At 41.8% G+C, this 21,172-nt stretch carries 17 protein-coding genes; 12 read left to right on the top strand and 5 right to left on the bottom strand.

Annotated features, from left to right (window positions below):
• Nucleotides 1-11: 11 nt before the first annotated feature.
• The 12 genes from ppk2 (at nt 12) to BHC43_RS08735 (ending at nt 15,819) form a co-directional block, all read left to right on the top strand.
• A complete protein-coding gene (ppk2, locus tag BHC43_RS08790; protein ID WP_100151997.1) occupies nt 12-944 on the top strand; it encodes a polyphosphate kinase 2 in 933 nt (310 codons plus the stop codon).
• Between the two features lie 161 nt (nt 945-1,105).
• Nucleotides 1,106-2,365 (top strand): glutamate-5-semialdehyde dehydrogenase, encoded by a 1,260-nt coding sequence (locus BHC43_RS08785; protein WP_257378013.1) that lies wholly within the window; start codon nt 1,106-1,108, stop codon nt 2,363-2,365.
• Between the two features lie 237 nt (nt 2,366-2,602).
• Nucleotides 2,603-3,457 (top strand): protease HtpX, encoded by an 855-nt coding sequence (htpX, locus tag BHC43_RS08780; RefSeq protein WP_100157150.1) that lies wholly within the window; start codon nt 2,603-2,605, stop codon nt 3,455-3,457.
• 800 nt (nt 3,458-4,257) lie between these two features.
• A complete protein-coding gene (locus BHC43_RS08775; protein ID WP_100157149.1) occupies nt 4,258-5,445 on the top strand; it encodes an acetylornithine/succinyldiaminopimelate transaminase in 1,188 nt (395 codons plus the stop codon).
• Complete coding sequence (locus BHC43_RS08770; protein ID WP_100157148.1) at nt 5,442-6,152, top strand: Sir2 family NAD-dependent protein deacetylase; 711 nt, start codon at nt 5,442-5,444, stop codon at nt 6,150-6,152. The genes BHC43_RS08775 and BHC43_RS08770 overlap by 4 nt, the downstream gene beginning before the upstream one ends.
• Nucleotides 6,153-6,247: 95 nt before the next feature.
• The gene (gene hemC / locus BHC43_RS08765) at nt 6,248-7,180 is read left to right on the top strand and encodes a hydroxymethylbilane synthase (protein ID WP_100157165.1); all 933 of its coding nucleotides are present in this window, start codon (nt 6,248-6,250) and stop codon (nt 7,178-7,180) included.
• Nucleotides 7,177-7,908 carry a uroporphyrinogen-III synthase gene (locus BHC43_RS08760; RefSeq protein ID WP_100157147.1) on the top strand — a complete coding sequence of 244 codons (732 nt, stop codon included), beginning with the start codon at nt 7,177-7,179 and terminating at the stop codon, nt 7,906-7,908. Before hemC ends, BHC43_RS08760 begins: the two co-directional genes overlap by 4 nt.
• Nucleotides 7,909-7,959: 51 nt before the next feature.
• Entirely contained in the window at nt 7,960-9,345 is a 1,386-nt protein-coding gene (locus BHC43_RS08755) for a uroporphyrinogen-III C-methyltransferase (RefSeq protein ID WP_100157146.1), read from the top strand.
• Nucleotides 9,342-10,544 (top strand): heme biosynthesis HemY N-terminal domain-containing protein, encoded by a 1,203-nt coding sequence (locus tag BHC43_RS08750; protein ID WP_100157145.1) that lies wholly within the window; start codon nt 9,342-9,344, stop codon nt 10,542-10,544. Before BHC43_RS08755 ends, BHC43_RS08750 begins: the two co-directional genes overlap by 4 nt.
• Before the next feature lie 60 nt (nt 10,545-10,604).
• Nucleotides 10,605-11,669 carry a uroporphyrinogen decarboxylase gene (hemE, locus tag BHC43_RS08745; RefSeq protein ID WP_100157144.1) on the top strand — a complete coding sequence of 355 codons (1,065 nt, stop codon included), beginning with the start codon at nt 10,605-10,607 and terminating at the stop codon, nt 11,667-11,669.
• 200 nt (nt 11,670-11,869) lie between these two features.
• Complete coding sequence (cls, locus tag BHC43_RS08740; RefSeq protein ID WP_100157143.1) at nt 11,870-13,363, top strand: cardiolipin synthase; 1,494 nt, start codon at nt 11,870-11,872, stop codon at nt 13,361-13,363.
• Nucleotides 13,364-13,725: 362 nt separating this feature from the next.
• Nucleotides 13,726-15,819 carry a TonB-dependent receptor gene (locus BHC43_RS08735; protein ID WP_100157142.1) on the top strand — a complete coding sequence of 698 codons (2,094 nt, stop codon included), beginning with the start codon at nt 13,726-13,728 and terminating at the stop codon, nt 15,817-15,819.
• Nucleotides 15,820-15,887: 68 nt separating this feature from the next.
• Here the strand turns inward: BHC43_RS08735 and BHC43_RS08730 are convergent, their stop codons facing one another.
• From BHC43_RS08730 to BHC43_RS08710, 5 genes are all read right to left on the bottom strand, one after another.
• Complete coding sequence (locus BHC43_RS08730) at nt 15,888-16,991, bottom strand: Tim44 domain-containing protein (RefSeq protein ID WP_100157141.1); 1,104 nt, start codon at nt 16,989-16,991, stop codon at nt 15,888-15,890.
• A gap of 490 nt (nt 16,992-17,481) precedes the next feature.
• Complete coding sequence (locus tag BHC43_RS08725; protein WP_100157140.1) at nt 17,482-18,123, bottom strand: trimeric intracellular cation channel family protein; 642 nt, start codon at nt 18,121-18,123, stop codon at nt 17,482-17,484.
• On the bottom strand, nt 18,110-18,823 hold the full coding sequence (locus tag BHC43_RS08720) for a pseudouridine synthase (RefSeq protein WP_100157139.1): 714 nt from the start codon (nt 18,821-18,823) through the stop codon (nt 18,110-18,112). Before BHC43_RS08720 ends, BHC43_RS08725 begins: the two co-directional genes overlap by 14 nt.
• Nucleotides 18,824-18,861: 38 nt before the next feature.
• Nucleotides 18,862-20,319 carry a sodium:proton antiporter gene (locus tag BHC43_RS08715; protein ID WP_100157138.1) on the bottom strand — a complete coding sequence of 486 codons (1,458 nt, stop codon included), beginning with the start codon at nt 20,317-20,319 and terminating at the stop codon, nt 18,862-18,864.
• 199 nt (nt 20,320-20,518) lie between these two features.
• On the bottom strand, nt 20,519-21,094 hold the full coding sequence (locus tag BHC43_RS08710; protein WP_100157137.1) for a DUF1415 domain-containing protein: 576 nt from the start codon (nt 21,092-21,094) through the stop codon (nt 20,519-20,521).
• Nucleotides 21,095-21,172: the final 78 nt, after the last annotated feature.

Raw genomic sequence — 21,172 nt, 5'->3', positions numbered from 1 at the left:
AAAGGAAGAATATGAGTGAGCAGATACTAAAGCCTGAACAATCCTCTGAAGTGAACAATCAGGATAAAGACACTAAATTAAATGTTTTTGAAAAAAGTGTGCTGGAGTATCGAGGAAAACATTCCGATGAAGATTCATCTTCAGCACCTTTGCCAGCTAGTTATCCATACCGCACTCGGATGCGGCGGGCTACTTATGAGCGTGAGAAAGCCAGATTGCAAATTGAGCTATTGAAAGTGCAAAACTGGGTTAAGGAATCTGGTCAGAAAATTGTCTCCTTATTTGAAGGTCGGGATGCTGCCGGTAAAGGGGGGACAATCAAGCGATTTATGGAACATCTCAATCCGCGCGGTGCCCGAGTTGTAGCGCTGGAAAAACCGACTGAAACTGAAAAAGGGCAGTGGTATTTTCAACGCTATATTGAGCGTTTGCCGACAAGTGGTGAGATGGTTTTTTTCGATCGATCTTGGTATAACCGTGCTGGTGTGGAAAGAGTAATGGGTTTTTGCCAGCCGCATGAATATTTGCAGTTTATGCGTCAAACACCAGAATTGGAACGTATGTTAGTTAACAGCGGGATTTATCTGTTTAAGTTTTGGTTTTCTGTTTCTCGAGAAGAGCAGTTGCGTAGATTTATTTCTCGTCGTGACGACCCGTTGAAACACTGGAAACTTTCGCCTGTTGATATTCAGTCTCTGGATCGCTGGGATGATTATACGGCAGCTAAGAATGATATGTTTTTTCATACGCATACTGGTGATGCACCCTGGACGGTTATTAAATCCGATGATAAAAAACGAGCCCGTCTGAATTGTATTCGCCATTTTCTGACTGAACTTGATTATCCAGGTAAGGATACCAATGCCATTGGTGCTGTTGACCACTTAATAGTGTTGAGGCCACAAACCAATTTTAAGGATTCTACCGATACACATATTGATTAGTTCTATTATGTGTGCAGGGTTCTTTTAGCCTGATAATTTTTACCTATCATGTGGATTTCAGGGTATATGCAAGGGTAGTTGTAATTGGGTAAATGTATTCTTTGTGATTTTATATGAGAATAAGAATGATTTTAGTGTTTTTTTCTGGAAAGTAAATTCACGTGGAATTGACCAAATATATTACTGAAACGGCTAAAGCAGCTAAAGAGGCTTTTTATTCTCTGACTAGAGTTTCTGCTGCACAAAAAAATCAGGCTTTAATGCTGATTGCTAATAATCTAGCTGCACAACAGCACCTTATTCTTGCAGCCAATGAAGCAGATATGAAGGCAGCACGTTTGCAGGGATTGGATGCTGCTTTACTTGATCGTCTGCATCTGAGCAATCGTAGTATTGATGCGATGATTGAAGGTGTTCATAAGGTTGCGGCACTGCCTGATCCAGTAGGTGAAATGGATGATTTTAGAACTCTGCACAGTGGTATCACCGTTGGTAAAATGCGTGTTCCGCTTGGTGTAATTGGTATGATTTATGAATCACGCCCGAATGTGACGCTGGATGCGGCGATTTTATGTCTGAAAGCTGGTAATAGTTGTTTATTACGCGGTGGAAGTGAAGCCATTAATAGCAATAAAGCTATTGCTGCTGTCATCAATTCTGCTTTGATTGAAACTGGAATACCCCAAGCTGCTGTTAATCTGATTACTGAGACTGATCGTGCAGGTGTTGATGTGCTGCTTAATCTGCCCGAATATATTGATGTGATTATTCCACGTGGCGGTAAAGGGCTGGTGCAAAGAGTGAAGGAAAAATCCCGGGTACCGGTAATCAAACATCTTGATGGTATTTGTCATGTTTATATTGACGCTTCCGCTTCTGCAGAAATGGCAGTTGATATAGCTATAAACGCGAAGACTTCGCGCTATGGTACTTGCAATACTATGGAAACCTTATTGATTCATGCTAGCCAAGCAAAAAAATTATTACCTTTGTTACAGCAAAAGTATGCTGAGAAAAATGTTGAATTACGTGGCTGTGCGCAAACTGTGCAGATTTTGAAGGATGATGTTTTACCGGCTACTGAGGAGGATTGGTCTACTGAATATTTGGCTCCAATTCTGTCTATAAAGGTAGTAGCCAATATTGAAGACGCTATAGAGCATATAAATCATTTTGGCAGCCATCATACTGATAGTATTGTAACCAATGATTTACTACATGCTCAGCTTTTTCTACGTGCTGTAGACTCTGCTAGTGTTATGCTGAATGCGTCTACTCGTTTTGCAGATGGCTATGAGTATGGTCTTGGGGCTGAAATTGGTATATCTACTGATAAAATCCATGTACGAGGTCCAGTAGGATTGCAGGGTTTAACCAGCCAGAAGTGGATTGTTTTGGGACATGGAGAGGTACGTATTTAGGGATTAGTCTGTTTTAATCATCGCTATATTCTTTTGACTTAAATGTTTCTTTCTCTATACAGAATGTCACTTTTCAAAGTTGAATTCGTGAATTAAATCATTTCTTTAACTTATATGATAATTTTTGTTTGTGACTTCTGATTTATAAACTGTTTGTTCCAAGTTTGGTATTTAGATTTTTATATGTCAATATGATATTGTGCTGATTAAATTCTGCAGAAATTAAAAGGGCATAATGTGAAACGCATTTTATTGTTTATTGCTACAAATCTAGCCGTTATTATCGTTATTAATATTGTTCTGTACATCTTATGTGCATTTTTGGGTATTAGGCTTAACAGTAATACGACCAGCAGTTTGTTGTTAGTGGCAGCTGTAGTGGGTTTTACCGGTTCGTTTATCTCTTTGTTGATGTCAAAATCGCTAGCTCTTGCTTCGGTTGATGGTCAGATAATTGGTCAACCTCAAAGTGCTGCGGAGGCATGGCTACTAAACACTGTAGCTCGGCTGGCAAATCAGTGGAATATTACTATGCCGGAAGTGGCGATTTATGATTCTCCAGAGCCCAACGCTTTTGCGACTGGTGCTACTAAAAATAGCTCACTGGTCGCGGTGAGTACTGGTTTGTTACATGGTATGTCTCAGGATGAAGTAGAAGCTGTGCTGGCTCATGAAATGGCACATATTGGTAATGGTGATATGGTGACAATGACATTGTTACAGGGTGTGGTTAATACATTTGTGTTTTTCTGGGCACGCCGTATTGCAGATGTTATGGCCAGAGATGAAAATGGAGAAGTGTCTCAGGGTGCCTACTTTGCGATAAGTCTGATTTTGCAGATTATATTTGGTTTTTTGGCCAGTCTAGTTGTGATGTGGTTTAGCCGTCAGCGTGAGTATCGGGCAGATGCAGGTGCTGCGCGTTTAGTGGGCGCACCAAAAATGATCGCTGCTTTGCAGCGGTTGAAAGGTGAAACCAGTCAGTTGCCGACTGGTATGTCTGCTCTGGGAATTGCCAGTGAGTCGGATGACTCTTTGTTTAGCACCCATCCAACGTTGGATAACCGAATTAATCGTTTGCGCCAAATGTGAAATCTGTTTTTTTATAAGTAGACTTCTTTAAATCAATCTCTTATATTTATTTTGTGCAAAATGCTAGTAATTATTTTGAATCTAAATTGCTGATTACTATTATAAATGAGGTTCATTAGAAATTAGTTATAGCCGATTTATACTGCAGCCATAGGTTAGTTGAAAAAATAGTTTGTGGATTTATGATTTTTCGGCTTTTTATAAAAAGTATTTATAAGTTTCTGATCGAATATTTCCCTTATTTGTTTCAGTCTTAGATTTATAATTAAGGTAATTCTGAACACTGCAGAGATAAATAAACAATTCCTTCAGAATATTCTTTTAAAAATGCACTAATTCAAACCTTTGTAATTGACTAATAAATCTGTTTTTAGTTTTAAGAATTTAGCTTTAAGAGTTATTCTGGTTTTATGAATAACATATGAGAATTATGATTTAATTGGTACTTCATATTTGATATTTATTTCAAATTTTAATGAGTTATGATTAATTTTTCTGTCTATTTTGATGAAGGTTTTTGTCTGGATAGATGTTATGGAAATTAGTTATCTAAATAGTTTTTTGCATAAAACTTATGATAAATGCTAAACATATAAGTTTGGAAATTTGAAAAATGTTCGCATTTTATCTTTTTACTTTATATAAGCTTATTGTGAAGCTGATATTTTATTCAGGTTAATCTTTACTGAATCAGTTGTAGGTATGTTTTCTTTTTTTGTTCATCAGGTTTATGATACAGCGAGATATCAGAACCTGATTACCTCTGATTATGATAAATGTATAGATTAATAGAGAGAAATATGCATAATTATTTAACACCTAATTTTAGTTTTGCACCTATGCTGCCTATTCGTGCTGAAGGTAGCCATGTATGGGATGATAACGGGCAGGAATACATAGATTTAGCAGGTGGTATTGCTGTGAATGCTTTGGGTCACTGTCATCCGCTTCTGATTAATGCGTTGATGGAACAGGCACATAAGTTATGGCACATTTCCAATATTTATACCACCCAACCGGCACAGAATTTGGCTGAGCGTCTGGTAAAACACACATTTGCTGAGCAAGTATTTTTTTGTAATTCTGGCGCAGAAGCCAATGAAGCTGCTTTTAAACTGGCCCGAAAATACGCGCGTGACCATTTTCCTGATACAGGAAAACACGAAATAATTGCTTGTATTAATGGATTTCATGGTCGTACGCTTTTTACTGTCTCTGTAGGCGGTCAATCCAAATACAGTAATGATTTTGCGCCCTTGCCTGCTGGTATCCGGCATATTCCGTTTAATGATGTTGCTGCTATTGATGCAGCGGTCAATGATAAAACCTGTGCGGTAGTTATTGAACCGATTCAAGGTGAAAGTGGTGTATTGCCTGTAACAGAAGCATTTTTGCAGGCGGCACGTCGTGCCTGCGATCGTCATCAAGCTTTGTTGATTCTTGATGAAGTGCAAACGGGGATGGGACGTACCGGTAAGTTGTTTGCACATCAGTATTATGATATCCGGCCGGATATTGTTTCAACTGCTAAAGCACTGGGTTGTGGGATTCCTATAGGTGCTATGTTGACGACAGAAGCTGTTGGCCGCAGTTTTACGCCTGGTAGTCATGGCAGTACCTTTGGTGGCAATCCGCTAGCGTGTGCGGTGGGCTGTGCGGCATTTGATATTATAAATACGCCTGAGACCATACAGAATGTTTTGCGGCAAGGTGAAAAATTGAAGGAAGGTTTGCAGGAATTATCTGCTGCATCTGGTGTGTTTGCTCAGGTAAGAGGACAGGGTTTATTGCTTGGTTGTGTAATGTCTGATAATTACAATGGACGGGCTGCGCAATTAATGCAGCTGGCTTTGCAGCATGGCTTGCTGGTTTTGGTGGCAGGTAATAATGTCTTACGCTTTGCACCTAGTCTGCTATTGACTGATGCTGATTTGCAGACTGGCTTGCAAAGACTAAAAGCTGCAATTAAAGCTTTTGTGCACATATGAGTAAGCATTCGTCTATAGGCCGGCATAAAATTGTTGTGTTGACAGGTTCGGGCATCAGTGCAGAAAGTGGTTTGCAGACTTTCCGTAATCATGGTGGATTATGGGATGGTGAAAAAATTGAGGATATTGCTACACCTGAGGCTTTTGAGCGCCATCCTGAACGAGTTTTAGAATTTTATAATCTTTTAAGGCGGAAGTTGCTAAGAGCTCAACCTAATACGGCTCATTTAGCACTAAAAAATCTGGAAACAAGATACGATGTTAATATTATCACGCAGAATGTAGATGATTTGCATGAGCGTGCTGGTAGTAGTCATGTACTACACTTACATGGTGAACTGTTAAAAGCAAGAAGTAGTGTTGATGAAAATTATATTGTCGATTGTTTTTCAGATCAGACGCTGGAAGATAAAGATAATCACGGTTTCCAGATGCGGCCGCATATTGTGTGGTTTGGAGAGACTGTGCCGATGATTGACTCTGCCATTCAACTAATGCGTTGTGCTGATATAGTTATCATTGTTGGCACATCTTTGCAAGTATATCCGGCTGCAGGTCTGTTTCACTATGCGGCAAGATCTGCAGAAATTTTTCTGGTTGATCCTCAACCACTTGAAGGGCTGCAGAATATACAAATCATTCGTGCATCTGCTCAAGCTGGTGTAAGTGGTCTGGTTGATGAGTTATTGTTACGAACTGAAGCTTGACTTTGAATACATATTGGGTTGTGTAAGTAAATGCAGCTTAATTTACAGTTAATGCTAAAATTTATGTTTTAATTTTTGGTTTTATGTGTCTTGGTATGAAAAAAAATAATTTGGTCATTGCTAGTCGTGAAAGCGCACTGGCTATGTGGCAAGCACGACACATACAGCAGTGTTTGCAGGTGCTTTATCCTAATATATCTATCACTATTCAAGGTATGACGACAAAGGGTGACCAGATACTAAGCCAGTCTTTGTCTAAAATAGGTGGTAAAGGACTGTTTATCAAAGAGCTGGAATGGGCATTGCAAGCAGGAACCGCCGATATTGCGGTTCATTCACTTAAGGATGTACCTATGGAGTTGCCAGAAGGTTTTGTTCTGGCTGCTATAACTGAGCGGGCTAATCCTTTTGATGCTTTTGTTTCACAACAGTATGCCCATCTGTCGGAATTGCCAGAAGGAGCCATTGTTGGCACATCTAGTCTGCGCCGCGAAGCTCAGCTTCGATTGCACTATCCGAATTTACACATAAAACCTTTGCGCGGTAATGTGCAGACCCGCCTCAGTAAATTAGATAAACAAGAATATGCAGCTATTATTCTTGCTGCTGCTGGTTTGGAACGTTTGGGTTTAGATCATCGTATCCGTAGCATTTTGCCGGTTGAAATTTCCATACCTGCGGCTGGTCAAGGTGCACTGGCAATTGAGGTGGCTTCTCACCGGACTGATTTATTACACTTATTGCAGCCTCTTCATCATGCAGTTACAGCGGCTTGTGTGACGGCAGAACGAACCATGGCAAAGTTTTTGGGTGGTAGCTGTCAAGTCCCTTTGGCTGCTTATTGTGTTGAAAGCTCTGGTACGCTTGAATTGTTTGGTTTGGTTTCTTCTGTTGATGGAAAAACGGTGCTGCGTGCTAGCGCGCAGGCTTCTATGAGTGATACGGAACAACTGGGTTTAAACGTGGCACAAAAATTAGCCAGTTTGGGCGCCAGAGACTTGATTAATGAAGTGCTGTCCGGTCAATGATTACTCATCCCAGCATTGTATTGATGCGTCCGCGACAGGCTGCGGCTGCTGATATAGAAAGCTGTATTCGTGCTGGATGGCAGCCATTATTAATGGAGTATCAGCAGTTGCTACCTTTTGATGATATCTTGCAGCAGCTGGCTGAGCGCAGCTTGAAACAAGATGTTATTGTGTGGGTCAGCCCTAGCGCAGTGCACATTGCTGCCAAATATCTTGTTCAGTCTGATAATGTAATGCATGTGGCTGTAGGCGCGGCTACAGCAAAAGTGTTAGTTGCTTACGGTTTTAAACAGGTAGTTTATCCGCTTGATGGCAATGATAGTGAAGCAGTTTTACGTTTAGCTATATGGCATCAGAAAAATGGAAGGATGATGCTGATTAGGGGTGTTGGCGGTCGTGAATTGCTGGTTGACAAGCTAGGTCAGCAAGGATGGCAGGTTGAGCTGGCTGAAGTGTATGAGCGCCAGCCACAGCTGCTTAATTGGTCAGTATTGAGGCAGCCACTTAAAGAAAAGCGTTTGAAGGCTGTTTATATGACGACAAGTGCTGCTGTAAATGCGTGGTTTTCGCAGATGCCGCCAGATTTGTACGCAATTGGCAAAAGCTTGTTATACTTAGTTCACCATCCACGTGTGGAAGCAGCGCTGTCGAGTTATGATGTAGCTACGATGCTGGTATCGGATTTACAGCGTGGATTGGAAATTTTGCATTCAGACAGTACAGTGTGATAGTTGTTCTGCTGAGCTGTTGTCCCAATTATCGTGCAGGGAGTATACCGAATGAGTGAACAACAAGATACGCAGTCTGGTCAGTCTCCGGAGCAAGGTAAGCAGCCATTGCTGGTGAATACACAAGGTGAAGTGCGTGTACCTCCTGAATCGACTACATCCGCGGCAGCTGAACCTTCAGATAAACAAAAAGCCGGCATCCATCAAACTAAAGATTTTCAAAAAAACAACACAGGATCAGGAATGTCTGTACCTCAAGAAACCAGCCGGCCAGCTTCAGTAAAACAAGTATCTGGTACGGGTAAGGGAATAGCACTGGGTGCTTTGGTACTGTCGATACTTGCATTGGGTGCCAGTGGATTTTTATTTGTCGAGGGACAGAATCTGCTGAAAAATCAGCAACTGCAATTTGATCAGAAAATCGAAAATGCAGGTATTGGAGCCAGTAAAACCGCGGCTACGGTGGAAACAAGTTTGGCGCTGGTTGATGAATTAAGTAAGCAGTTGCAAGATTTGCAAACGCAGCAGAAAACACAGGGTGATAATGTTGACCGTCTGACTCGTGCTTATCAGGAGCTGGTAAAAAGCCGCACTGATTGGTTGGTTGATGAGATTGAGGCTACGCTAAATCTGGCTGCACAGCAGTTGCTGATATCGGGTAATGTTCCGGTGGCCGTAAATGTGCTGGAAAATCTGGATAGTCGTTTGGCACGTTTTGACCAACCTCAGTTACTACCAATTAAAAAAGCCATCAGTAGTGATCTCGAAAACTTAAAAGGTCGTCCATATCTTGATGTAGCTAGTGCTTCTTTGCGTCTAAATCGTCTGGAATCTGGCGTCGCGGGGTTACCTTTAGTGGTTGATAATCAGTTGCAGCCTAATGTCTCTTCTGGTACGGCAACTATTAATCCAAATGCATCATGGTGGCAGCGTACGTGGCAAGCTACACTGCATTCGCTAAGTAGTATGGTTGAAGTTCGGCATATCAATCATAATGATTCGATGTTAATGTCGCCGGAACAAATTTATTTTGTACGAGAAAATCTACGTCTGCGTTTGTTGGATGCGCGTATTGCGCTGATTCAGCGGCGTAGTGAGGTTTATGCCGCTGATTTGAACACAGCCGAGGCCACGGTTAAACAGTATTTTGATGGTAGCTCTGCGGCGACACAATCTTGGCTTAAAGAGCTGTCTCAACTGAAAATGTTGAATGTTCAGACCAATCAGGACAGTAATCTTTCTGCAAGTTTGGCAGCAGTGCGAGATTATCAGCATCAGGCTGGTATGGATATGTCAACTGCGTTGCCAGATTTAAGTGCTTCAAGTGCCAGCAGTGCTTCTGCTGTGGCCGAAACTCATTCAGCAAAAGCAGCCAGTGCGGAAAGCGCTAAAAATGCAACAGCAGCTTCTGCCGTGCAGGGAGAACATTCATTATGAGATCTTTGTTATGGTTGATTATACTATTTATAGTGGCTGTAGCTGTGGTACTGGGTGCCAAGTATTACAGTGGTGATGTTTATATTGTCGTAGAACAGACGTTGATACGTATTAATCTGCAGCTCTTTATCGGTATGGTGCTTTTGACGGTGGTAATGCTGTATATTTTGCTGCGCATTGTTATGGGTTTTGTGCATCTCCCCGGCCATTGGCAACATTGGCGCATAAATCATCAGCGCCATCAGGTTGAAATGGCCTTGAATCATGCTGGTTTGGCTTATTTTGAAGGACGCTATCAGTTTGCTGCCCGAGAGGCTGAACGAGTGCTGCGCAATAAACAGGGTCAGCATAGCCGATCACTGGCTTTATTGCTGGCTGCTCACAGTGCAGACCAAATGGATGATATGAGTACTCGAGACCGCTATTTAAACGAGGTGGCCAAGCTGCCCGAAAAACAGCAACTCTCACGTTATCTGCTGCTTAGTCAATCAGCTCTGGCTCAGCACAATGAGCTGCAGGCTAAGAATGCATTGGATGCTGCTGCCAAAATCAATCCGAATTTAACTCAGCTTGTGAAACTACAACTACGCTATGACTGGGATCAGTATGATGCACGAGGAGTATTGCAGCAAGTGGATAAACTGAGCCGTGCAAGTGCATTAAGTGATAGTGAACAACAGCAATATAGATATTGGGCTTACCGGCAATTACTGGCTGAAGCCAAAAATCCTGTTGAACTGAAAAATAGTCTCAAATCAATACCAGTGGACGAACAAGAAAGCTTGTTGAATGCAGATATTGCAGAAAAGTATTTACAGCTAGGGATGTATACACAGGCTGTGAAATGGGTAAAGAAATATTATCCACGTAGCCATGATGCTGCATTGTTACCTGCTTTTAATCACGCTAACCAGTTTTTGAGCAGTAAAGAACAGCAAAAAAATATGATAGCAGCGGATAAATGGTTACAACAGGAGCCACATAATGCGGATTTGTTATTGCTGATGGGAGAGATGAGCTACCAGCAGCAATTATGGGGTAAGGCGAAAAATTATTTAGAAGCGAGCTTGCAAGCGAAAAACAATAATGTGACCAGATTGTTGCTGGCAAAAGTGCTGGAGCAATCGGGTGAAAATGAGGCCGCAGAAGAGCAGCGTAATCAGATTCTGTCCAGTATCAGTAATGATGATGAATTGTAATTTTTTATTTTGATTTTACAGGCAGTCAGTACTTTTTTTGCTGACTGCCTGAGGTAGACTATGGCAGTGTTACATAACGATACTTTTTTACGAGCTTTATTGAAACAGCCAGTAGAGTACACGCCAGTATGGCTGATGCGTCAGGCTGGACGTTACTTGCCTGAATACCGCGCTACTCGCGCTAAGGCTGGTAGTTTTCTGGCGTTATGCCATAATACCGAGCTGGCTACAGAAGTAACATTGCAACCACTGGAGCGCTTTGCACTGGATGCGGCGATACTTTTTTCAGATATTCTGACTGTACCTGATGCCATGGGTCTGGGCTTGCACTTTGTGGAAGGCGAGGGGCCTAAGTTTATGAATCCGCTTCGGCAGGAGCAAGATGTACAGCGGTTGCATGTACCGGATATGCAGCGGTTGCGCTATGTGTTTGATGCTGTAAACAGTATTCGGCGGGCTTTAAACGGACGTGTGCCATTGATTGGTTTCAGTGGTAGCCCGTTTACATTGGCCTGCTACATGGTTGAAGGTAGCGGTAGCCGAGATTTTCGTTTATTAAAAACTATGATGTACCAGCGGCCGCAGTTATTGCATCATATTCTGGATATCAATGCACAAACGGTTAGTCTTTACTTGAATGAGCAAATCAGAGCAGGTGCTCAGGCTGTGCAGATTTTTGATACTTGGGGCGGTATTCTGAGTGATGCAGCTTTTCAGGAGTTTGATTTACGCTATCTGCAACAGGTGATTTCAGGCTTGCAGAGAGAAGCAGATGGCCGGCAAGTACCAGTAATTGTGTTTACCAAGGGCGGTGGGCAGTGGCTTGACCAGCTGGCTGATTTGGAAATCGAAGCTTTGGGGGTGGATTGGACTGTAAATTTACATCAGGCACGTAAGTTAGCTGGTGATCGAGTAGCTTTGCAGGGAAATCTTGACCCGTTGGCATTATTTGGTAATTCTGAAAGTATTGAATGTGAAGTGCGTCGTTTACTGACCGATTATGGTAAAGGTAGCGGCCATGTGTTTAATTTAGGACATGGAATTAATCAATATACTGATCCAGAAATGGTAAAGTTTGCTGTAGAAGCAGTACATAATTTGTCAGCTCCATATCATCAGATTTAGTCATCATTAGATACTGACAACTACGGGGCTCATACAGTTTTCAGCTAAATTACCTTAATGTACAGGCAGGCACAGGAAGTGATGATTCCGGTACCTGCCAGATTTTTGTCTGGCTGTTATTTTATTTGCGTATTTATTCTTAGTTGCTTTATTTTTATAATTAATCATTTTTTGTGTTTAAGAACAACAGGTCAGCTTTTATGTTACACAATATTCCTTGGGCAGAAATTTTTGTTGTTTTACACGTGTTGGTGGTGACTGTACTGATGGTACGGGTGTTGTATCACCAGCGTAATACAGGTGTTTCTGTTGCTTGGATATTAATGCTGATGGCGTTTCCTCTTGTAGGTGCTGTGGCTTATTTGCTGATTGGTGAACCCAGACTCGGTTCGCGCCGATTGCGGCGCCAGCGGGAACTGGTGAAATTTTATCATAAATTCAGTGACACCTATCTTCATGATTTCAATCAGCATGCTTGTAGTGGTCTGAATGAGCGCTATCATGGAATCAGCCTGATTGCAGCAGACAAAACGGGTTTTGAGGCTACTGAGTACAATCATCTAACTTTGCTGACACATGATGAGGAAATTATTTCTGCTATCCGCCATGATATTCAGCAGGCCAAAACGAGCTGCCTGCTGGCTTTTTATATTGTTGATCCTCAGGGTGTGATTGTCGATTTGCTGAATGATGCTATGGCGGCTGCTCAACGAGGTGTGGTGACCAGTATGCTGGTGGACAGTATTGGCAGCGCTAGATTCTGGCGTAGTGACTGGCCGCGGCGATTACGCAGTGCTGGTATTACTTTAACAGAAGCGTTACCTATACAGCTGTGGCGTACATTTTTTGTCCGTGCAGATTTGCGTAATCATCGCAAGATTGCAGTAATCGACCAGAAAATTGGCTATACCGGTAGTTTTAATCTGGTGGATCCTCGGTTTTTTAAAAAGAATGCTGGTGTCGGACAGTGGGTGGATGTGATGATGCGCTGTGAAGGCAGTTTGGTTCAGCCACTAGCTGCTGTGTTTGCCGGTGATATGGCTGTAGAGACCGAATCTAATTTGATGCAGGTACAGCAATGGGTAGACAGCTATGGCAAACAAGCTCTAATGCAAAATTTGCAGGTTGCACAAAAAGAAAAGACCGGAGTGGTAGTACAGGTAATTCCATCAGCACCTGAACAGGGAAGTCCGGTGATTTATGACACGATTGTGAACGCTATTCATGCCGCGACACGCCGGATTATGATTACAACCCCATATTTTGTACCGGATGATGCTTTGCTACTGGCACTGACTACAGCAGCTACTCGAGGGGTGGAAGTAACCTTGATTGTACCTGAGGCTGTAGATTCGAAACTGGTTAAATATGCTTCTCGAGCTTATTATCCGATGTTGCTTCAGGCCGGTGTTAAAATTGCTTTGTTTAAAGGTGGTTTGTTGCATGCTAAAACACTAACTGTTGACAGTGATTATACGCTTTTTGGAACGGTTAATATGGATATGCGCAGTTTTTATCTTAATATGGAAATTAGTCTGGCCATTTATGATGAAGGTATGACGGAAAAGATTGTTGCTTTACAAAATGGCTATCTGCGTGATTGTGACTATATTGAACTTAAAGCATGGCAGGCGCGTTCCAAATGGTGGGGACTAGTCGAAAATTCTGTGCGTCTCGTCGGCCCATTATTGTAGCGGTTTGTGAATGTATACAAAGCTGTCTGGTAAAAACCGGCAGCTTTTTTTATTAGCTGATATTGTAGATGCAGTCTGTGCAGAAAAAACTTCAGGTGTGAGTGAGTACAGTTAGTAGCTTGAGTAATCAATGTTTACTGATAAGCTGCTGTTATTAATATTTTTTAAATATTTTTTGCTTTGATTATTATTTTTGTCAATATTTACAGATAAATAGCTGCTTATTTTATGTCTATTTCAGAATATATAAATATTTCTGTTATATTTATGTATCTTTGATTTAGGAAGTAAATATTTACAAATAATATTTCTTTGAAAAATTTACTTTTTATGTATATTACTTATTCCAACATTTGATAATTATGTCTTACACACACTTGAAGAAATTGGTTTTGTCACTGGCTATGTTGCCTGCTGCTGTTTATGCAGAAGATAAAGATAATGCTCAGTTGCCAGATATAGAAGTAACTGCTTTACGCACGCATGCATCGTGGCTGGATACAGCAGCCTCTGTGCATACCGTTAATGCCAGAGCGCTAACTGATACACCTAAAACGAATATTTCCGATGCCCTAAAAGGGATTCCGGGTTTACAAGCTCTGGAACGGGAAAATTATGCTCAGGATATGCAAATTTCGATGCGTGGTTTTGGCGCGCGTTCAACTTTTGGGGTGCGTGGTATTCGCATTTACGTTGATGGTATTCCAGCTTCTATGCCAGATGGGCAAGGGCAGACTTCTAATATAGATTTGAACTCTTTAGATAAAATAGAAGTGCTTGGTGGCCCTTTTTCATCTCTGTATGGGAATTCCTCAGGAGGAACAATACTGGCAACTACCCGTGAAGGCGAAGGTAAGCCCAGTGTTAGTCTTGGATTCAATACGAGTCGTTTTGCTAAGCAGCAAACTTCATTTCAGTTACAGAGTGGGAGCGAATCAGCGTACCTGCCAGCCTATAATATCAGTTCTAATTATTTTGATACCAATGGATATCGTGAACACAGCGATGCACGGAAGGTACTGAATAATGCTAAATTTACATGGAATCTGAATGATGGCAGTACGCTGAATTGGGTGCTGAATCAGGTACGCATCAGAGCGGCCGATCCCGGTGGACTGACACGTGAACAATGGCAGGAGAATCCGCGCCAGATTGCTCAAAATGTCAGGGATTACAATATGCGTAAGGAAATTGACCAGAGCCAGACTGGTCTAACTTGGGATAAACCCATTAATGAGCATAATAGTCTATATGCAATGGTTTATGCCGGCCGTCGTCATGTAGTGCAATATCAGTCGATTCCAGCTAAAGCGCAAACTGCTCCTAAGCACGCAGGAGGCGTGATTGATTTTACCCGACATTATTATGGAGCCGATTTGCGTTGGCTAAACAAAAACACTTTGCCCAATCTCACTCTTATTGGGGGAGTGGCATTTGACCGTGAGAATGAAGACCGGCAAGGATACAATAATTTTAACGGCAGCCATCTGGGGGTAAAGGGTAAATTGCGTCGGGATGAATACAATACTTTATGGAATCTCGACCCATATATGCAGTTTTCGTGGCGATTTGTGCCGAAATGGCATGTGGATGGAGGCTTGCGTTATAGTAATGTACATTTTAAAACGCAGGATCATTATCTAGCTAATGGCGATGATAGTGGAGCACTGCGTTACCATAAATTATTGCCCAGTATTTCGCTAGGCTGGGATTTCCGGGATGATGCGGCTGCCTATATTGCCTATGGCAAAGGTTTTGAAACGCCTACTTTTACTGAAATGGCTTATCGGCCAGATGGTATGGCCGGTTTTAATTTCAATCTTAAGCCTTCTACCAGCGATACTATTGAAGCAGGACTGAAATTTGACCAGCAATGGGGAATATTTTCTGCAACAGCATTTCACACTGAGTCACATAACGATATAGTCTCAGCTGTATCAGCCGGAGGCCGTAGTACATTTCGTAATGCTGACCGTACCAAAAGATATGGCGCAGAGTTAGGCTGGCAGAAAACACTGTGGCAAAATTTGGAGGCGCGGGCTAGCTATTCATATGTTGATGCCAAATTTGATAGTGATATACCGGCGCTAGGAAAAGCTGTTGCTGTGCGTAAGGGAAATAAAATACCGGGAGTAGCACAGAATCAATTGTATTTTGGTTTGCAATGGCAACCGAAGCAAGGATGGCAAGGCGGTATGGATGTTCGTTATATGGATAAAATATACGTTAATGACAGCAATACTGATCATGCCCCTGGTTATGCGCTGGCATCTGCCAATATTGGTTATGAATGGGCTTATCGAGGCTGGACATTAAGCAGCTACGCACGTATTGATAATCTGTTTAATCGACGTTACACTGGTTCGGTGATTGTCAATGATAGTAATGGCCGTTATTTCGAACCCTCTCCTAAACGGACTTTCAGTACTGGTCTTAATATTCACAAAGCTTTATGATAAAAAAAGCACTGATTTAATCAGTGCTTTTTTTAAACGGCGTAATTTATATTACGCAATGTTCTCAATTAATCCTGCTGAATTCCGGCTATTAACCATTCTTGCTGATTACTAAGCGGTTTAACAAAATGCCAGACTTCACTGAACGGTTGCTGAGGGCTGCCCAGATTTTCACTGACCAGTCCACTAAAACGTACGCTGGCAATGTACTGATCATTTTCCTGTGTGCTGTCAACCAGTTCGGCATTGAGGTCGCTGAATTCGGCCGTATCCTGATTCTGGATAATATCGTCGCGGATGGCGGCAAACATTTCAGGTGTAAAGTAGCGTCTAATTTCTTCCAGATTCGAGGCATTATTCATGGATTGCACATGATTAAAACGCTGCCGAGCAAAGCGAAGAAATGCTTCGGTATTACTGCCATCAGCCATACCCGAAAAATTGTTTGGCATGACAGAGCTATTATTGCTTAGATTTTGACCAAATATGTTGGTTCGGGCACTATTACTGCTATTGTTCTGAGTGCCGAAATGATTGCTGTTTTGCTGAGTATTGTAAGGTATATTGCCCTGATTATTTTTTTTTGCTGCAAAACGACGATACAAATAGACTCCGCCAATCACAATAATGAGAAGCCATAGCCAGCTAAAGCCGCTTTTTTGCTCTGGCTGCGCCATTTGTGTCTGCTGATTAGCCTCAGTAGAGGTCTGATTGTCAACATTTTTGACCGAACTATTGTAATCACTTGCAGGGTTAGCGTTGGTGGTAGCAGGTTGCTGCTGGTTGTGGTTTGCCATAGCATGGCCGGCTAATGCACCAATTGCTGCTCCAGCGACACCGGCACCAATTACTCGAGCAGTACTGTTTCCACGAGGCTGAGCCTGATTGGCGTAACCGTTCTGATTATTACTGTATCGGTAATCATTGCGTCCAGAGTTTGAATAAGAGCGTGACATACCTGCATTATTACCTCCACCTAGACGGCTAGACGAAGAATTTGCATAATTGCTGCGGTTGTACTGGTAGGAAGGGCTGCTATACGTGCTGGAATAGTTGGAACGTGACATACCACGGTTTCCTCCGCCTCCAATGCGTTTGGCTTCTGCTAAAGGGCTCAAAGTAAGGCTGAGGATGACAGCTGAAGCAATATATCGTAGTTTTCGATTGTCCATTATTTGGATACTTTCATATCTTGAATACTAAAGTTAACTTTACTGTACATAGCGTTGAAAAATAAGATTTCAAGCAAAAAAAACAGCAATATTTAAACTATTTTACGGTTTAATGGTAGCTTTTGCGAATTGCACTCGGCATTTTAGCGAAAAATAACTAGCATGGTATGATGAACTTTAGCGTTAAAGAGGTTTGGATTGAGTTTGTTAAACAGCGCTCATCTATGAAGAGTTTTGCAGCTTGCTGTTATTTATTTGATAAAAATGGGGATATCTTGATTAAAAGGATTGCTGGTAGATGAATTAAATTCACTCCAGATAAAAAGAACCCTCTGTGCCAAGGGGAGAAGCAGCAGAGGGCCAAAATAATGTTTCGACAAGAGAATACTAAAAAGCATTTGAAATCTTGAGGTTATACGCTTGTTGCTGCGTATGGATATCATCTTAATGACTTAGACTGTTTTTTGCAGAGAAAGTTCATGTATTTTTGTTATATTTTGTAATTTTTCTTTTTTTGAAATCCGGGCAAGGTGATGTTGTAGCGATAAACGATTAAACGGCTGATGACACCACTGATAAACAACACATTAATGCTCAATGGTGTAACCATATTCCAATGATTCAATATGCATAATAGCAGCCCGAGTAATATTGCTATAGTTCCATAGATGTCACTACGCAAAATGATCGGGACTTCATTGACTAAAATATCACGCAGAATCCCGCCACCCACTGCAGTAACAAAGGCTAAGGTGACTACGCCAAACCAGTTTAATTTCAATGCTAAACCCACCTCGGCACCAGTCAGGCTAAATGCAGCCAGCCCGAGCGCATCTGCTACCACAAACCATACTGCAAGAACTCGGTGACGCTGATACTGAATATGAAACAACCACGATAATAAAAGCGCAATAAAAATAGTCCACAATGAGGTATTGCTTTTAAATATCATCGGAATATGTCCGATAAGGGCATCGCGCATCATGCCGCCGCCCACTGCAGTGAGTAAAGCAACGATTATTACACCGAGAATGTCTAGCCTTTTACGAAATCCGACCAAATAGCCAGACACAGCAAATGCTACAGTACCTATGATGTTAATCAGCTGAAAAATAAGATCAGTATTGAGCATGTTGCAGTTTATCGAAATCGGGTTGAAAAAAACGCCAGCCACCTACCGGTAGATCTTCGGCTTGCCAGGGACCAAATGCGCTACGGTGTAAAGCAACTACCCGATTACCCGCAGCTGCAACCATGCGTTTTACCTGATGATACTTTCCGGAAGTAATGGTAAGCAGCAGGGTATGGGAGTCGGTCAGTTCAGCCTTTTCTGCTTGTACAGTTTCATTGTCATCATGTAACAATACCCCTTGCTGTAACTTCATACACAAACTTTCATCAGCAGCATGTTTCAGGCTAACTCGGTAAATTTTAGGTAGCTTGTGTTTAGGCGAGGTACAGCGATGATTAAACTGGCCATCGTTGGTCAAAATCAGAACACCGGTGGTGTCTGCATCTAGCCGGCCAACAGCTTGCATATTTAGATGGCGCAGTGGTTCGGGTAATATGCTGAATACACTAGGATAAAACTGAGGTTTGTGTGAAGTTTCGTAGTCAGCAGGTTTGTTTAGCAGAATATAAAAGTAGGGCAATGGCACAGGTGGGAGATTCACTTCGTCAATTTGCAGACTGCTGACATTCGATGGTTCTATCTCCATACGTGCATCGGTACAAAGCTGCCCGTTAATAAGTACAGCGGCATCTTTAATCAGCACCTGACATTGTTTACGGCTGCCCAGACCCTGCGCTTGCAGGTATTTCAATAAATGCATAACAAATTAACCTTACAGGCCGTTATTTTCTCGATAAATTAAAAAAATAAAAGCGTATCTACAATAAACAATGGAATAAGTATAGTTAAAGACCAACCCATGTAGCCAAAAAAACTGGGCATGGCGATATGCTGCTGCTCAGCGATTGATTTAATCATCAGATTAGGTGCATTGCCAATATAACTGAGTGCTCCCATAAAAACTGAGCCCATGGAAATAGCCAGCAGTGTTTTAGGATATTGCAGCATCAGTAATTGTGCTTCACCACCGGCAAGATTAAAAAATACCAGATAGGTTGGCGCATTATCCAGAAAACCGGATAAAACACCACTCATCCAGAAATACAGCGTATTTACAGGCGCTCCATTGTGGTGAATGAAATTGACTAGTGGCTTAAACTGACCATCTGATCCTAATTGCAGTATTGCCATCACTGGTGCAATGGTAATAAAAATGCCGATAAACAGCTTTCCGACTTCTTGCATTGGTGCCCAGTTGAATTCATTCTGCTGACGCAGTGCGGATGGAGTGTACTTCAGTCCGCATAAGGTCATCAGTAGTAGTAAACCATCACGAATACAGGCTATTAAGCTAATTTCTATGCCAAAAAACTGCCAGATTGGAAAATTTTTACATAAACCAGACAATAGTATGATAACTATTACTGCCAGCAAAAACAGTAAGTTGATTTTACCCTCAATTGTCCATGTAGACTTGTGTGGTTGTGATAGAGGCTCAATTCTGGCTTCTCGTCGCCATAACCAATTATCTATACAGCTAAACAAGACTAGTAAAAGCACTGTATTCAGCAATACTGGTAAAATCATATGACTAAATGTCCACTGGAATCCTACGCCTTTTAGAAAGCCCAGAAACAAGGGTGGGTCACCAAGCGGTGTTAAACCTCCACCGATATTAGCCACTAAGAAAATGAAAAATACTACTATATGAGCACGATACCTTCTCTGTGCATTGGCACGCAGTATAGGCCGAATGAGTAGCATGGAAGCTCCTGTCGTTCCCATCAGTCCAGCCAGAACGGTACCGCTTGCTAAAAGTAAAACATTTAATTTAACACTGCCAATACCATTATTCCGAATTACTATACCCCCAGAAAGGGTATAGAGCGCCAGTAACAGTAGCATAAATGGCAGATATTCCTGCAGTAGAGTATGCAGAACAAGTGAAACACATGTCATGATACTGAATTGCCAGCATAGTGGTAGCAGGAAGATACAGCACCATATAGCAATAATTTTGCCACTATGGTGATGCCAAAGATTTGGTATCAGTAAAGGACTAACGGCAATGGAAAGAAGTACGCCAATAAAAGGAAGACACCACCACAGACTTAGTTCATCAGCTGGTAAGCCAGCAGCCAGCACTGTAGCAGGTATGAAGAAGCCGATAAATGCGCTGATATAGCGCAATATGTGACTTTTTTGGCACAAAATGGCTAAAGCGGACAGGGAAGAGAAATGGGATACCGGAAGCATTACAAAGGTGGTTTATTTTAACAATCGCGATTTTAACAACAAAAATAAAAAATGGTTGAAGAAAAGTTTTTTCTGCTTTAAAAGTGAGTAGAGAAAAGGAATTTAAATCAAAGATATTTAAGATGTATTGTCTATAGATTGTAACCGACGCGCTTTAGTTAACCTGTACTCTTCTGGCCTATATAAATGTAATCTCTGTTCAGTGCTTTTTTTGTAGCGGATACTTTATGCCGAGGCTAGACCATCCTTCCGTACCCATCGTGCGCAATAATGTTTTGTTGCGTTCATAAATGGATCCTGCATCAGGAAAGGCGGCCACAGCTTGATCTATACTGCTCTCTCTAATCAGATGCAGTATTGGATATGGGCTTCGATTTGTATAATTGGTAATGTCTTCAGCTGGTTCATCAGCGAACTGAAAATTTGGATGGAATGGTGCTATCTGAATGGTGCCTGTGGCATCAATATCTTCTAAAACTTGTTCGGCAAGAGCCACTACGTCGAGGAAAACCTCAAAATCAGCGAATAATTTTGGTTCAATAACTAATGTGGTTTCGATTTCAGTGGCTGGTGTCTGTAATAAAAGGTGTAATTCGTTTTCTAGCAAATCAAGAAATGCATCAGTATGTCTAGCATGGCTGATACTGAAGCGTAGTCTGTGTAGCTGGTATGGTCTGCGAGCAAAAGGGCAAAGATTCAGGCCGATTACTGCCCGTTCTAGCCATTGCTGGCAAATGGCGGAGATATCATCATCAGAATAGACATTGGCAGACATAAATCTCGTTATCGCCTCTATATTAACTGTTTTAACATTAGAAATAATTGATTAATCAGATTGTGCCTGACTCATCGT

Source organism: Snodgrassella alvi (genome assembly GCF_002777855.1).
In the GTDB taxonomy this organism is placed as follows: Bacteria; Pseudomonadota; Gammaproteobacteria; order Burkholderiales; family Neisseriaceae; genus Snodgrassella; species Snodgrassella alvi_E.
This window is presented reverse-complemented; position numbering and strand designations above follow the sequence as displayed.

What these genes read in the sequence shown, in the direction of transcription:
- ppk2 (WP_100151997.1), top strand. Translation starts at nt 12, where the DNA reads ATGAGTGAGCAGATACTAAAGCCTGAACAATCCTCTGAAGTGAACAAT.
- BHC43_RS08775 (WP_100157149.1), top strand. Translation starts at nt 4,258, where the DNA reads ATGCATAATTATTTAACACCTAATTTTAGTTTTGCACCTATGCTGCCT.
- BHC43_RS08770 (WP_100157148.1), top strand. Translation starts at nt 5,442, where the DNA reads ATGAGTAAGCATTCGTCTATAGGCCGGCATAAAATTGTTGTGTTGACA.
- hemC (WP_100157165.1), top strand. Translation starts at nt 6,248, where the DNA reads ATGAAAAAAAATAATTTGGTCATTGCTAGTCGTGAAAGCGCACTGGCT.
- BHC43_RS08760 (WP_100157147.1), top strand. Translation starts at nt 7,177, where the DNA reads ATGATTACTCATCCCAGCATTGTATTGATGCGTCCGCGACAGGCTGCG.
- BHC43_RS08755 (WP_100157146.1), top strand. Translation starts at nt 7,960, where the DNA reads ATGAGTGAACAACAAGATACGCAGTCTGGTCAGTCTCCGGAGCAAGGT.
- BHC43_RS08750 (WP_100157145.1), top strand. Translation starts at nt 9,342, where the DNA reads ATGAGATCTTTGTTATGGTTGATTATACTATTTATAGTGGCTGTAGCT.
- hemE (WP_100157144.1), top strand. Translation starts at nt 10,605, where the DNA reads ATGGCAGTGTTACATAACGATACTTTTTTACGAGCTTTATTGAAACAG.
- cls (WP_100157143.1), top strand. Translation starts at nt 11,870, where the DNA reads ATGTTACACAATATTCCTTGGGCAGAAATTTTTGTTGTTTTACACGTG.
- BHC43_RS08735 (WP_100157142.1), top strand. Translation starts at nt 13,726, where the DNA reads ATGTCTTACACACACTTGAAGAAATTGGTTTTGTCACTGGCTATGTTG.
- BHC43_RS08730 (WP_100157141.1), bottom strand. Translation starts at nt 16,991, where the DNA reads ATGGACAATCGAAAACTACGATATATTGCTTCAGCTGTCATCCTCAGC.
- BHC43_RS08725 (WP_100157140.1), bottom strand. Translation starts at nt 18,123, where the DNA reads ATGCTCAATACTGATCTTATTTTTCAGCTGATTAACATCATAGGTACT.
- BHC43_RS08720 (WP_100157139.1), bottom strand. Translation starts at nt 18,823, where the DNA reads ATGCATTTATTGAAATACCTGCAAGCGCAGGGTCTGGGCAGCCGTAAA.
- BHC43_RS08715 (WP_100157138.1), bottom strand. Translation starts at nt 20,319, where the DNA reads ATGCTTCCGGTATCCCATTTCTCTTCCCTGTCCGCTTTAGCCATTTTG.
- BHC43_RS08710 (WP_100157137.1), bottom strand. Translation starts at nt 21,094, where the DNA reads ATGTCTGCCAATGTCTATTCTGATGATGATATCTCCGCCATTTGCCAG.